This window comes from Cupriavidus sp. 8B (assembly GCF_054589115.1).
On record NZ_BAAILO010000187.1, the window covers coordinates 16,471 to 30,294 of the forward strand.

Below are 13,824 nucleotides of genomic sequence, written 5' to 3' on the forward strand. Positions count from 1 at the left end.
CAGGTGCAAGTTATGCAGTGTCTGACTCCGGTGCGATTGGCCCGGCTGGTGCTCGCCGGCCTGGCGCTGACGCTATCGCTCCCGGCGAGCCCGGCATCGCAACAGTGCGACAGGAGCCGTTTCGCGATTGCCATTGACGCGGGACATACGGCAGCGCATCCCGGTGCCACGAGCGCACGTGGCGCGCCCGAGTTCGAATTCAACACGCGCCTCGCCGCAACGCTGGTGCCCGTGCTGGAGGGCATGGGGTTCGCAAAGGTATTCCAGACCAATGAGAACGGTGCGGATATCTCGCTGACAGACCGCTCCGGACTGGCGAATCGCCGGGGGGCGGATCTGTTCCTGTCGCTCCATCACGACTCGGTCCAGCCGCGCTATCTTTCCGCATGGACCTATCAGGACAAGCCGCAGCAGTACAGCGACAGCTTCAGCGGCTACTCGATTTTTTTCTCCGGCCAGAACCGGCAGCCGGACGAAAGCCTGCGGTTCGCGCGCGTGCTGGGGTCCGAGCTGCACAAGCAGTGCCTGCGCCCTACCCTGCACCATGCCGAGAAGATCGAAGGCGAGAGCAGGGAACTGGTCGACCCGGACCTGGGCATTTACCAGTTCGATGCACTCAAGGTCCTGGCCACCACGAAGATGCCGGCCGTGCTGTTCGAAGCCGGGGTGATCGTCAACCGTGCCGAGGAAATCCGGCTTGAAGATCCGGCATACAGGAAGAGGATTGCCGAGTCGATCGGCGCGGCCATCGCCCGGTTCTGTGCAGGCGACTTTGGCGCGACAACAGCGAGTGCTCGCTCATGCTTGCCTCCCTGATGAGCGCAGGCCGGACTCCCTGGAGCGCGAGCTTGACGCGTTGAAGACGCGCGTGGCGCAGATCGATACGTCCAGCACAACGGCGTAACACGCGCCCGCCCTCTCCCCCGGCCCCTCTCCCGCAGGCGGGAGAGGGGAGCACGACAACGCAGATCGGGCAGATCAGCCCGCCAGGGCCTGCATGGCGCGATAGAGATCGGCCTTCCCTTCGAAACCGATGCCCGGCAGGTCCGGCATGGTGATGTAGCCGTTATCGACCTTCACGCCATCGGGAAAGCCGCCGTAGGGCTGGAACAGGTCTGGATAGGACTCGTTGCCGCCAAGGCCAAGCCCGGCCGCGATATTGAGCGACATCTGGTGGCCGCCATGCGGAATGCAGCGCGTGCGCGACCAGCCGTGCTCGTGCAGCATGTCCAGCGTGCGCAGGTACTCCACCAGGCCGTAGCTCAACGCGCAGTCGAACTGCAGCCAGTCCCGGTCGGGCCGCATGCCGCCATAGCGGATCAGGTTGCGCGCGTCCTGCATGGAGAACAGGTCCTCGCCCGTTGCCATCGGCTTGTCGTAGTAGTTGCGCAGCGTGGCCTGCAGCGCGAAATCGAGCGGATCGCCCGGCTCCTCGTACCAGAACAGATCGTATTGCGAGAGGGCTTTTGCGTAGCGGACCGCGGTGTCCAGGTCGAAGCGGCCGTTGGCATCCACCGCGAGCTTCTGGCCATCCTGCAGCACACTGAGAATCGAATCGATGCGGCGCAGGTCCTCGTCGAGCGAGGCGCCGCCGATCTTCTTCTTGACCACCGTATAGCCGCGATCGATATAGCTGCGCATCTCATCCTTGAGCTTGCCGTGGTCCTGGCCCGGGTAGTAGTAGCCGCCTGCCGCGTAGACGAAGATCTTGCGCTCCGGCTTGCCGTCGCCGTAGCGCTCCGCCAGCAGTTGGAACAGCGGCTTGCCCTCGATCTTTGCCACCGCATCCCACACCGCCATGTCGATGGTGCCGATCGCCACCGAGCGCTCGCCGTGGCCGCCCGGCTTCTCGTTGGCGAACATCGCCGCCCAGATCTTGTGGGGATCGAGGTTGGTGCCGTTGTCGTCGATGAAGGCCGCCGGGTCCGCCTCGAGCACGCGCGGGATGAACCGCTCACGCATCAGCAGCCCCTGCCCGTAGCGGCCATTGGAATTGAAGCCGTAGCCAATGACGGGCTTGCCATCCCGGATGACATCGGTCACCACGGCGACGACGCTCAGCGTCATCTTGCTGAAGTCGATATAGGCATTGCGGATCGGCGAACTGATGGGCACCGTCTTCTCGCGAATTTCCACGATTTTCATTGGAGCGTCTCCTGGAACTGGCACGCCGGGCGTGCACTGATTGGTAGAGAGGCTCCAGCCTAATGAGGCGGCGCGTGGCTGAGTTTCGCCAGAACGCATTTCACTATTCACTTTTGGTTAAAACTGTTGTCGCCTCATGGGCGACAACAGGATTAAAATCGACCGGGACGCACACGACTCTTCTCCATCAGTGAAAACCGATATCAACTCGGACCTCGAGTTCTTTGTGTTGATTGCCCGACACGGCAATCTCTCGGCCGCCGCGCGCTCGCTGAACCTGACGCCACCGGCAGCCACCAAGCGGCTCGCGCAAATGGAACAGCGGCTTGGCGCGCGGCTGGTGAACCGCACCACCCGCAGCACCAGCCTGACGCGCGAGGGCGAGATCTACCTTGGGCACGCCACGCAGATCCTTGCCCAGGTGCGCGAGATGGAGGATGCGATATCCAGCAGCCGTGCCGAGCCGCGCGGGCTGCTCCGGATCAACGCCACGCTCGGCTTCGGCCGGACGACCATCGCCCCTCTCGTCTCCGAATTCGCCAAGCGCTACCCGTTCGTGGAGGTGCAGTTCGAAGTCACCGACAAGGCAATCGATCTCGTGGAGAGCGGCTTCGACCTGGCGATCCGCTTCGGCGCCCTGCCGGACGGCCGCCTCAACGCGCGCCGCATCATGTCGAACCGGCGCTTCCTGTGCGCGTCCCCCGCCTACCTCGACCGGCATGGCACGCCGGCGAGCCTGGCCGAACTGGCCAATCACCGCTGCATCATCCATCGCCAGAACGACGACGCGCATGGCATATGGCGCTTCATGGCAGGGACGCAGGGCGAGATGGTCAGGGTGCATGGCACGCTGTCGAGCAATGATGGCGACATCGTCCTGGGCTGGGCGCTCGACGGTCATGGGATCCTGATGCGCTCCGAGTGGGATCTGGCCAAGTACCTGGAGAGCGGGCGCTTGCGGCTGGTGCTGCCCGACGCTGTCCTGCCCCCGGCCGACCTGTTCGTCTACTATCCGGGCCAGCGCGACCAGACCACCCGGGCGCGCGCGTTCATCGATTTCCTGGTCGACCATTTCCGCGCCCCTTTCACTCCGGTGGCACCTGGCGGGGGCGCGTAACCGGTCAGGTCAGGCGCTCTGCTCCCGCACCAGCGCCGTCATGCGCTGCGCGAGCGGCGAGAGATAGGCGCCGGCCCGGGTGATCACACCCACGCGCCGGCGTAGGTCCAGTTCTTCAAGCCCCAGGTTCAGCGGGCGCAGGCCGGTCATCTCCGCATTGGAATTCGTGCCCGATATGCTCAGCATCTGCGTGCCCCGCATCAGGTGGAAGAGCGAGGAACTGCCAAAATCGGTTTCGATGCGCAGGTTCGGGGCGGCCAGCCCCTGCTTGCGAAACGCCGCATCGACCTGCTGGCGCAGGATGATATGCGGCCCGGGCAGCAACCAGTCCTGGCCCACCAGATCCGCAAGGGTCAGCTTGCGGCGGCGCTGCAGCGGGTGCGCTTCGTCGGCCACCACCACCAGCCGGTCGTCGAACAATGGCTCCACCGCGAACTCGCTCGCGCGCTCGCGGGGAGTCGGGGCAATCGCCAGGTCCAGCTCGCCCGCCAGCAGCAGATCCATCAGGTCACGCGCCAGCAGCCGGCGCAGCCGCAGCCTGGCAACCGGCCGCTCCCTCACCAGCTGGCGGCAGGCGTCCAGCACCAGGGCATTGGGAATCGATGGCGAATAGCCCAGGCGCAACATGCCCTGCTCGCCGGTGCGGATGCCTTGCATCTCCTTGAGCGCGTCATCAAACTCCAGCCGGATGCGGCGCGCCCGCTCCATGAATTGCCTGCCCGCCTGCGTTGGCGACATGCCATGGGCCGTGCGCTCGAACAGGGGCAGGCCGATCTGCCCTTCCACCCGCTGCACCGCCTTGGTCAGGGCCGGCTGGCTGATCCCCAGCGACTCCGCGGCGCGGCCAATGCCGCCGTGCGCATCCACGGCCAGCACGTATTCAAGATCCCTGGTCTCCATCGCGACATTCCCGTTGGTTATGCCTTTATAGCCGGCGCGGCATTGTAGTGATGCCCCGCATCTTACAGACTACGGCAAAGAACCATCAAGGAGACAACCATGGGATTCGCTTTCTTCCTGCGCCGCGCCGCCCGCTATTGGGGCGATCACGCCGCTGTGCTGTACAACGACCGCGCGCTGACCTATCGCGAACTGGACGAGCGCTCGAACCGCCTGGCCAATGCGCTGCTGGCCCTAGGCCTGGCCAAGGGCGATCGCGTGGCGATTCAATCACGCAACCGCCCCGAGCTGGTCGAGATCGAGTGCGCCCTGTACAAGGCCGGGCTCGTCAAGGCTGCGCTCAACCCGCGCTTCACGGCGGCCGAGGCATCGGATGTGGCCGAGAACTGCACGCCGCGCATCCTGTTTGCCGGGCCGGGCTATACCAGCTACTCGCCGGAAACCGCGGGCTTCGGGTCCGTGGAAACATTCATCGCCATCGGTAAATCCGCGGACGGCTACGGCGACTACGAGGCCCTGCTGGCGAGCGCAAGCCCCGCGCCGCTCGACATCGCGCCGCAGCCCGACGACCTCGCCGTACTGCATTTCTCCTCGGGCTCCACGGGCAAGATCAAGGCAGCCATGCAGAGTTATGGCAACCGCCTGGCGGCGCTGCGCAAGATGCTGCTGAGCATGGACAAGCCGGCACGGCCCGGAGATCGCCTGGCACTGATCGGGCCCATCACCCACGCCTCCGGCATGCTGATGCAGCCGTACCTGTACACCGGCGCAACGCTGGTGCTGTTCGACAAGTTCGAGCCCGCGCATTTCCTGGCGGAGGTGGCCAGGCAGCGCATCACCCATGTGTTCATGGTGCCGGCCATGATCAATATGCTGCTGACGGAGCCAACCCTGGCCAGCGCGGACCTGAGCAGCCTCAAGACGCTGGCCTACGGCGCCGCGCCGATGGCGCCCGCACGCATCCGCGAGGCATGGGAGCGCATCGGCCCCGTCCTGTCGCAAGGCTATGGCGCGAGCGAGTCCACCTCCGGCGTGACCCGCCTCTCCACGGCCGACCATGCCGACGCACTGGCGCATCGGCCCGAGCGGCTGGCGTCCTGCGGGCGGGCGCTTGGCGAAACGGAGGTGCGCGTGGTCGACGAGCAGGGGGTTGAGGTGGCCGGCGACGATATCGGCGAACTGGTGATCCGCGGCGAGGATGTCTTCCACGGTTACTGGGGCGAGCCGGAGCTGACGCGCGAAGTGCTGGCCGACGGATGGCTGCGCACCGGCGACCTGGCGCGGGTGGACGAGCAAGGCTACATCTACCTGGTCGACCGCAAGAAGGACATGATCATTTCCGGCGGCTTCAACGTGTATCCGACCGAGGTCGAGGCCACGCTCTACCAGCATCCGGACGTGATGGAAGCGTGCGTGATCAGCGTGCCCGACGACACCTGGGGCGAGAGCGTCAAGGCGGTCGTCGCCCTAAGGCCGGGCCGCCAAGGCAGCGCGGAGGACCTCATCGCGCACTGCCGCGCGCGCATTGCCGACTACAAGTCGCCGCGAACCATCGACTTCGTCACCGAGCTGCCCAAGAACGCGAGCGGCAAGCTCGCTCGCAAACTGGTGCGCGAGCCGTACTGGCAAGGCGTATCCCGTCGCGTGAATTAATGTGAATCAAGGAGAACCGCCATGTTCGACAACCTGACCAATCCCGTGCTGATCGAAACCCGCGCCAGCATCCAGCGCTACATCTTCGATGAACTGCTGCCGCTGGAGCGCGAGCTGGGCCTGGGCTCGGAGGATGCCTGGCCGAGGGACGTGCTGCGCGGCGTGTGGCGCCGCTCCAGCGAGCTGGGGCTCTATGCCGCCTGCCTGCCCGTCGAGCTCGGCGGCAAGGGCCTGAACATCGCCGAGCAATGCGCGCTGAAGGCGGACCTGGCCGCCAGCGGCGCGGTGCTGGCACCGCATGTGCTGGGCGACCTGGGCGGCCCGCCGCGCGTGGGCAATATGCTCAAGTACGCCACGCCCGACCAGCTTGCGCATTACTTCCAGCCGGTCATCCGGGGCGAGAAATCCACCTGCTTCGCCCTGACCGAGCCGCATTCCGGCTCGGATGCCCAGAGCATCTCGACCACGGCCGTGGTGGACGGCGACGATCTCGTCATCAACGGCCGCAAGCACTACATCAGCGGCGCGCCGTTTGCCGACTTTGCCATCGTCATGTGCGTCACCGACGCCACCGTGTCGCCGCCGGCCATCACGGCCGTGCTGATCGACCTGGACCTGCCGGGCGTCAAGGTCAGCACCGAGTACGTGCCGATGTCGGGCCAGCATATCGATGCGGACATTGAGTTCGTCAATGTGCGGGTGCCGCGCGCCAATATCTTCGGCGGCGAAGGCAGCGGCTTCAAGCTCGGCATGTCACGCATCAACGTCAACCGGCTGCTGCACTGCCCCACCATGCTGGGGCTGGCGACCAAGGCCTATGCATCCTCGCTGGAATATGCCGGCAAGCGGCGCCAGTTCGGCGGGCCCATTGCGCGCTTCCAGGCCATCCAGCACATGCTGGCGGACATGGCCGCGGCGCTGTGGGCTTGCGAGAGCATGATCGCGCAGACCGCCGCGCTGGCCGACAGTGGCGCGGATCTTCGCGTGAAGGCCGCGGCGTGCAAGCTGTTCATCTCCGAGCGCTGCTTCGAGGTAGCGGACAAAGCCGTGCAGATCCACGGCAATGTGGGCGTGACGCGAGGACATCCGGTGGAGCAGGCTTTCCGCAAGCTGCGCATGTTCCGGATCTTCACCGGCACGAGCGAGATCCAGCGCAACACCATCGCCCGCGCGATTCTTGAACCCATGCAGGCGAAGGCCTGAGCCGGTAGCTGTTGAACAAACCGACGCAGCCAGACTGCGCAGCCAAGAACTGGAGACACGCCTATGAAACGCCGAACCTGGCTTGCCACCGCGGGCGCCGCCGCACTTAGCAGCATGCTCGCGCCGGTGCGCGCCGCCGCGCCCTATCCCAATCGCCCCGTGCGCCTGATCGTGCCGTTCCTGGCTGGCAGCGCGCCGGACAATATCGCACGGACGCTGTCGGCGGAACTGGGCCGCACGCTCGGCCAGCCGCTGGTCGTGGAGAACATGCCCGGGGCCGGGGGCGTGATCGGCGCGAGCGCCTTGAAGCGCGCCGCGGCGGACGGCTACACGCTGGGCATCCTCGCGAACACGCATGTGATCAACGTGCATCTGTACCGGAACATGCCATACGATCCCGCGCACGATTTCACCTCCATCGCGGCGATTTCCGGCGGGCCCACGGCGCTTGTCGTGCCCGCCGATGCGCCATACAAGACGGCCGCCGACCTGATCGCCGCGCTCAAGCGCGCGCCAGGCAAACTCAACTACGGCTCGGGCGGCAAAGGCAGCATCGCGCATCTGGCGGTAGAAGCCTTGCTGCACCAGACAGGCACCGAAGCCGTGCACATCCCCTACAAGGGCGCGACGGAAATCATCACCGCCATGCTCAGCGGCCAGACCCAGTTCGGCATGCCGGTGCAGAGCACCGCGACCCAGTACCTGCGCAACGGCCAGGTGCGGGCACTGGCCGTGTCGTCATCCGCGCGCTCCGTCTATTTCCCGGAGGTACCGACGCTTGCCGAGGTCCTGCCTCCTGGCCTGGTGCTGGACAACTGGAGCGGCCTGTTCGCGCCCGCGCACCTTCCCGCCGAACTCACCCAGCGGCTCTTTGCCGCCATCACGGAGTTGCAGGCCAGCGGGCGCCTGGACGCGCAGTTGAAGGCCAACGCCGGGGAGTTGCGCCGCAGCATGTCCCCGACCCAGTTCAACGGCATGGTCGCCGCGGACACCGCCCGCTACGGCAAGCTGATCCGCGCGATCGGCATGAGCGGCGATGTGAGCTGAATCATCGGGAACCGGCAATGAAACCAGAGTGGTCCTGCCTGAAGGACGCCAAGATCATCGACCTCAGTCAACTGCTGCCCGGCCCGCACGCCACGACCCTGCTCATGCAACTGGGCGCGGACGTGATCAAGGTAGAGCAGCCGGGCACGGGCGACACCTCCCGGCAGCTCGGGCCTGCCGTGTTCGCCCAGTTCAATCGCGGCAAGCAATCCGTCGCGCTCGACCTCAAGACCGAGGCGGGGCGCGCGGCATTCCTGAACCTTGTGCGAAACGCCGATGCAATTGTCGAAGGCTTCCGGCCCGGCGTGATGCAGCGCCTCGGGCTGGGCTATGCAGCGCTCGCGCAAGTGAACCCGGCCATCGTGCTGTGCTCCGTGTCCGGGTTCGGCCAGACCGGCCCCTATGCCGACCATGCCGGCCACGACCTGAATTATCTCGCGCTGGCAGGCTACTGGTCCGTACCGGTGCAGGTGGAAGACAAGGTGTCCCGGCCGCGTGCACGCGTGTCAGACTACGCGGCCTCGGGCTATGCGGCGCTGGCGCTGGCCGTGGCAGTCATGAGCGCGCGGCAGCATGGCCGCGGCCAGCATCTGGACGTGTCCATCCACGACGCCATCCTGTCGTGGACCGCGCATGGCGCCTGGGCCGCGCGCGGGTACGAGGATCGCCCGCACGAATCGCCGACCGTGATGCCGGACAACGACATCTTCGAGACCCGCGATGGCCGCCATCTCGCCATGGGCATCCTGGAGAACAAGTTCTGGCTCAACCTGTGCGAGGCGATCGGCCCGGACTTTCCAGCGCTGCGCGATGCCCGGTTTTCTACGCGGCCCGGCCGCCAGCGGCACAAGCCGGAAGTGAATGGCCTGCTCAAGGGAATCTTCCTGTCGCGGTCCCTCGCGCAATGGGCGCAAGTCTTCGCGCCCTTCGACCTGCCGTTCTCGCCCGCGCTAAGCGCTAAGGAGCTATTCGCGGACCCGCACGTCAAGGCGCGAAACATGGTGCGTGAGATGCCCGCGGAGAACGCCATCGCGTTGCGCTTCCCGGTCAAGTTCTCCCTTGGGCTGCCCCCCAGCGGCGATCACGTTCCTGCGCTTGGCGAACACAACACTTAGCACAACATATAGGGAGACATCATGCGGTCTGGAAACAGGCACGGCGCCATCATGGCGCGTTGCGGCACGTCGATTGCTGTCCTGGCGATGCTTGCATCCGCATCCACCCTGGCGGGCGCGCAGGCTCAAGGCCAGCCCGAGACCACCGACCCGGTCAGGCTTGGCGTGATGCAGGGCTTTCCTCCCGCACCGGACAAGCGCGTGACCAAGGCGAACGCGTTCCAGCTTCCCAACCTGCGATGGGCATTGCGCCATGCGCGGGAGACCTCGCCCACCGCCGGCATCACGCGCGCATCGTCGCCGCACGCCTTGCCGGCCCGGCCGGTTGCGCGCCTTGACGACGTGACGTTCGACCTCGACGGACAAGCAACCAAGTTGTCGAGCTACCTCCAAGAAACCTACACCGACGGTTTCATTGTCCTGCACAAGGGACAAGTCATCTACGAACGCTACTTCGATTCCTTCGGTCCCCGGCAGTCCCACATCTGGGCCTCGATGACCAAGTCGATTACCGGCTTGCTTGCCGCCATGCTGATTGACGAAGGCAAGCTGGACCCCAACGCAAAGCTGGCCACGTATGTTCCGGAGTTGGCCGGCAACCCGTTCGGCGAAGCCACGATCCAGAAGAACCTGGACATGGAGGTGGCCGTCAGCTACCCGGCAAGCCTCCCGCCCGATCTTGGCTTGTTCGGCGCCGTCGGCATTGTTCCCCGCCGCGAGGGCGCGCCTGACAATATCTACGATTTCCTCAAAGCCGCCCACAGTCCGCAGCCAGCCCCCGGCGCCAACGTCTGGTACTACCAGAACGGCTCGCCGGAGGCGGTTGCCTGGGCGCTGCGCAGGATCACCGGCCAATCGTGGAGCCAGCTCGTTTCGGAGCGCATCTGGTCCCGGTTTGCCGAGGACGATGCCTATATCCAGGTGGACCAGCTCGGCACGGAAATGGCCAGCGGCGGCATGAACAGCACCCTGCGCGATGCCGCCCGCTTTGCCGAAACGATTCGCCAAGCCAGCTCGGGCGAGAACCCGGGGGCGATCCCCGGCAAAGCCGTTCGCCTCGCCCTGAAGCCCAATGACAACCAGGCGCTGTTTGCCAGCGGCAACCTGGCCAACGGCAGGGCCAACTATGGCTACCGCGACTACTGGTACCAGGTCAACGATGGCGACGGATCGATCGAGGCAAGCGGGCGCTTTGGCCAGAAGATCTACGTCAACCCGAAGAAGGCGCTGACCATCGTCAAGTTCTCATCCAACCCCGACTTCGCGCCGCGGCCCACCAGCGCCAACGCCACGTCCTCCGGCTCGACCCAGCACCGGCCAGTCGAATCGCCAGCGGCGTTCGCCAGCGTGGTCAAAGCCATTCTTGCGGCGATGCCGCATTAGGCGCCGCTGAAATGCCCTGAATCAAGGCTGTGCCCGCCAGAGGGAAGGCGGCACCGCCTCCTCCTGCCGCCACGCGGCGCGGAACGCCTGCGGGCTGGCAAAGCCGCAGCGCTCGGCAACCAGCTCGACCGCCCAATCGCTGTCCTTGAGCAACCGGCGCGCCAGATCCAGCCGCAATTGCTGCTGGTACTGCTTGAGCGTGACGCCGCACTCCTGCTGGAAGAGCCGGGCCAGGTGCCGATAGCTCAACGCGAAGCGGCCGGCCAGCTCGCCGTACGACAACTCGCACGCCGGCTGCCCGGTCAGGAAATCCTGCACGGCATGGATGACCGGATGGTGATGGTTGCGGTAGCGCAGCTGCACATCGAGCGCCGGATCCTGGCCCAGCCTGCGGAACGGCACGACGTTCTCGCGCGCGACCTGGATCGCGGCGGCGGCACCGAACGCCTGCCAGACCAGGTGCAAGGCGAGGTCGATGCCCGCCGTCACGCCGGCCGAGGTCATCAGCGCGCCATCTTCGACCAGCACCCGATTGGCCAGCACCCGGGCGTGCGGATGGCGCTGCTGCAACCGCGCCAGGTGTTCATGGTGGGTCGTGCAGCTGCGCCCATCGAGCAAGCCCGCCGCGCCAAGCAGGAATGCGCCGGTGCAGACGCTGGCCAGCGTCACCTCGCCAAGGCGGGGCCGCACCACGGCCTGAAGCCAGTCGACGATCTGCCGGTGCTCCGGCGTGGACAGCGCGCTGAGCACCAGCTTGAAGCCCACCACGATCACCACGTCGCCCGGCGCCAGCCGTGCCGGCAGCGGCTCCACCCCGCTCAAGGCGAGGCCTTGAAAGCTTGTCAGCGCTTTCAGCGGCCCGACGCAGTGCAGCGCCAGCGGCGAGATACCGAGCGCCGCCACCGAGCCAAGCACCTGCATCGGCCCGCCAAGATCCAGCATGTGCACCTGCGGCGGCAGCACAAGGAAGATGCGCTTCATCGTTGTCCCTGCTCATCCTTCTTTGATGGCATGATTTTTACCATGCCTGTCATATTTCCGAATTGTGTTGCGATTTCTCCGTCATTAGTATGGCAGTGAATTTACTAACGTGACATGCCATACCCGAGGAGAGAGAACATGCTGGAACTCAGGCCAAGCTGCGAGCACTGCAACAAGGCGCTCCCGCCGGCGTCGCTGGAAGCGCGCATCTGTACCTATGAATGCACATTCTGCGCGTCATGCGTGGACGATGTCCTGGGCAATGTCTGCCCAAATTGTGGAGGTGGCTTCATGCCAAGGCCAATCCGGCCGTCGCGCAACTGGAAGGGCAACAACTACCTCGGCAAGGATCCGGCCAGCACCAGGACCAAGCACCGGCCGGTGGATCCGGCCACGCATGCGCAGTTTTCGGCCGCCATTCGCGGGATTCCTCCTGAGCAACGATAACTGGCCCGGATGCAAGAATCCGTGCGCGCCCCTTCTGGCGACATAGCCACGGGGGATGTAAACTCTGCTTCCTCGGCAAATGAATCCACAAGACAGAGCGGCGGATGAGCAACGAACTACAGGTTGAAGACATTCAACTCGGCGACGGCAAGGCGGTGGTCAAAGGCGCCTTGATCACCACCCAGTACTGCGGCTATCTGGAGGACGGCACCAGGTTCGACTCTTCCTACGATCGCGGCAAGCCCTTCCAGTGCGTGATCGGCACCGGGCGCGTGATCAAAGGCTGGGACCTGGGGCTGATGGGGATGAAAGTCGGCGGCAAGCGCAAGCTCCATGTCCCCGCCCACCTTGCCTATGGCGAGCGACAGGTCGGCGCCCATATCAAGCCGAACTCGAACCTGGTCTTCGAGATCGAGTTGCTGGAAGTGCTGACGCGGGACGATTAATACGGGCTGCAATACCAGCCGGCGCATGCCCGAGGCCGGGGTTCCATTACAATCCACCAAAATTGCAAGGAACCCACAATGATCATCGGACCCCGCGTGCGCGGCTTTATGTGTGTCACCGCCCATCCCGCCGGCTGCGAAGCCAACGTCAACCAGCAGATCGCCTACGTGAAGGCGAACGGCCCGGTTGCCAACGGACCCAAGAAGGTCCTGGTCATCGGCGCCTCCACCGGCTATGGCCTCGCCGCGCGCATCACGGCAACGTTCGGGTGCGGCGCGGACACGCTCGGCGTCTTCTTCGAACGCGCCGGCACCGAAAGCAAGCCCGGCACCGCGGGCTGGTACAACACCGCCGCGTTTCACAAGGCGGCAGCGGCCGAAGGCCACTATGCCATGAGCATCAATGGCGACGGCTTCTCCGACGAGATCAAGCAGCAGACCATCGACCTCATCAAGCGCGATCTCGGCCAGGTCGACCTGGTCGTCTACAGCCTTGCTGCGCCGCGGCGAAAGCATCCGAAGACGGGCGAGATCTTCAATTCCACGCTCAAGCCCATCGGCAAGGAAATCCGGCAGCGCGGCCTCGACACCGACAAGGAGGTGATCAAGGAAATCAGCCTGCAGCCGGCAACGCAGGAAGAGATCGACCACACCGTGGCGGTGATGGGCGGTGAAGACTGGCAAATGTGGATCGACGCCCTGCTCGCCGCCGGCGTGCTCGCCGACAACGCAAAGACCACCGCGTTCACCTACCTGGGCGAAAAGGTCACCCACGATATCTACTGGAACGGCTCCATCGGCGCCGCCAAGAAAGACCTGGACCAGAAGGTGCTGGACCTGCGCGGCAAGCTGGCCGCCACCGGCGGCGACGCCCGCGTCGCGGTGCTCAAGGCCGTGGTGACCCAGGCCAGCTCCGCCATCCCGGTGATGCCCCTGTACCTGTCGCTGCTGTTCAAGGTGATGAAGGAAACCGGCACCCACGAAGGCTGCATCGAGCAGGTCTACTCGCTCTACAAGGACTGCCTGTACAGCCAGTCGCCGCGCCAGGACGCGCAAGGCCGGCTGCGCACGGATGAGAAGGAACTGAGCCCGGACGTCCAGGCCCGCGTGACGCAGTTGTGGGACCAGGTCACCGACGACAATATCTACGCGCTCACCGATTTTGCGGGCTACAAGGCGGAGTTCCTGCGCCTGTTCGGATTTGGCATCGACGGCGTGGACTATGCCGCCGACGTGAATCCGGCCGTGGAGATTCCCAACCTGGTCGAGGCGTAAGGCACGAGCAGAACACCGTCAACTACCCCGGCCTAAAAAGGCCGGAGCTTGCAAAGGCAACTGAACAAGCTCGGGTTGACCAGGCAAAGCGGTAACCAACCCGCTACGTTGC

At 65.4% G+C, this 13,824-nt stretch carries 13 protein-coding genes; 10 read left to right on the forward strand and 3 right to left on the reverse strand.

Going from position 1 to position 13,824, the window contains the following annotated elements:
• Positions 1-12: 12 nt before the first annotated feature.
• The gene (locus ACYP5B_RS18755; RefSeq protein WP_459570698.1) at positions 13-816 is read left to right on the forward strand and encodes an N-acetylmuramoyl-L-alanine amidase family protein; all 804 of its coding nucleotides are present in this window, start codon (positions 13-15) and stop codon (positions 814-816) included.
• A 162-nt stretch (positions 817-978) separates the two neighbouring features.
• Here the strand turns inward: ACYP5B_RS18755 and ACYP5B_RS18760 are convergent, their stop codons facing one another.
• Positions 979-2,145, reverse strand: coding sequence for a mandelate racemase/muconate lactonizing enzyme family protein (locus ACYP5B_RS18760; protein ID WP_459570699.1), 1,167 nt, complete (start codon positions 2,143-2,145; stop codon positions 979-981).
• A gap of 190 nt (positions 2,146-2,335) precedes the next feature.
• On the opposite strand from ACYP5B_RS18760, the gene ACYP5B_RS18765 reads away from it, so the two are divergent.
• On the forward strand, positions 2,336-3,262 hold the full coding sequence (locus ACYP5B_RS18765) for a LysR family transcriptional regulator (protein WP_400098640.1): 927 nt from the start codon (positions 2,336-2,338) through the stop codon (positions 3,260-3,262).
• 9 nt (positions 3,263-3,271) lie between these two features.
• Here ACYP5B_RS18765 and ACYP5B_RS18770 read toward each other — a convergent pair whose 3' ends face one another.
• The gene (locus ACYP5B_RS18770; protein WP_400098638.1) at positions 3,272-4,162 is read right to left on the reverse strand and encodes a LysR family transcriptional regulator; all 891 of its coding nucleotides are present in this window, start codon (positions 4,160-4,162) and stop codon (positions 3,272-3,274) included.
• Between the two features lie 99 nt (positions 4,163-4,261).
• On the opposite strand from ACYP5B_RS18770, the gene ACYP5B_RS18775 reads away from it, so the two are divergent.
• From ACYP5B_RS18775 to ACYP5B_RS18795, 5 genes are all read left to right on the forward strand, one after another.
• Complete coding sequence (locus ACYP5B_RS18775) at positions 4,262-5,815, forward strand: AMP-binding protein (RefSeq protein WP_459570700.1); 1,554 nt, start codon at positions 4,262-4,264, stop codon at positions 5,813-5,815.
• A gap of 21 nt (positions 5,816-5,836) precedes the next feature.
• Positions 5,837-7,018: an acyl-CoA dehydrogenase family protein gene (locus ACYP5B_RS18780; protein ID WP_459570701.1), complete on the forward strand. Its 1,182-nt coding sequence runs from the start codon at positions 5,837-5,839 to the stop codon at positions 7,016-7,018.
• Between the two features lie 63 nt (positions 7,019-7,081).
• The gene (locus ACYP5B_RS18785) at positions 7,082-8,065 is read left to right on the forward strand and encodes a Bug family tripartite tricarboxylate transporter substrate binding protein (RefSeq protein WP_459570702.1); all 984 of its coding nucleotides are present in this window, start codon (positions 7,082-7,084) and stop codon (positions 8,063-8,065) included.
• Positions 8,066-8,082: 17 nt separating this feature from the next.
• Entirely contained in the window at positions 8,083-9,180 is a 1,098-nt protein-coding gene (locus ACYP5B_RS18790; RefSeq protein ID WP_459570703.1) for a CaiB/BaiF CoA transferase family protein, read from the forward strand.
• Positions 9,181-9,201: 21 nt separating this feature from the next.
• Positions 9,202-10,563 (forward strand): serine hydrolase domain-containing protein, encoded by a 1,362-nt coding sequence (locus tag ACYP5B_RS18795; RefSeq protein WP_459570704.1) that lies wholly within the window; start codon positions 9,202-9,204, stop codon positions 10,561-10,563.
• Positions 10,564-10,584: 21 nt separating this feature from the next.
• Here the strand turns inward: ACYP5B_RS18795 and ACYP5B_RS18800 are convergent, their stop codons facing one another.
• Positions 10,585-11,544 (reverse strand): GlxA family transcriptional regulator, encoded by a 960-nt coding sequence (locus ACYP5B_RS18800; protein ID WP_459570705.1) that lies wholly within the window; start codon positions 11,542-11,544, stop codon positions 10,585-10,587.
• 138 nt (positions 11,545-11,682) lie between these two features.
• Between ACYP5B_RS18800 and ACYP5B_RS18805 the strand changes: the two genes are divergently transcribed.
• From ACYP5B_RS18805 to fabV, 3 genes are all read left to right on the forward strand, one after another.
• Positions 11,683-11,991, forward strand: coding sequence for a DUF1272 domain-containing protein (locus ACYP5B_RS18805; protein ID WP_459570706.1), 309 nt, complete (start codon positions 11,683-11,685; stop codon positions 11,989-11,991).
• A 104-nt stretch (positions 11,992-12,095) separates the two neighbouring features.
• Positions 12,096-12,437, forward strand: coding sequence for an FKBP-type peptidyl-prolyl cis-trans isomerase (locus ACYP5B_RS18810; protein WP_459570707.1), 342 nt, complete (start codon positions 12,096-12,098; stop codon positions 12,435-12,437).
• A gap of 78 nt (positions 12,438-12,515) precedes the next feature.
• Positions 12,516-13,712, forward strand: a complete 1,197-nt coding sequence (fabV, locus tag ACYP5B_RS18815) for an enoyl-ACP reductase FabV (protein WP_459570708.1) — start codon at positions 12,516-12,518, stop codon at positions 13,710-13,712.
• Positions 13,713-13,824: the final 112 nt, after the last annotated feature.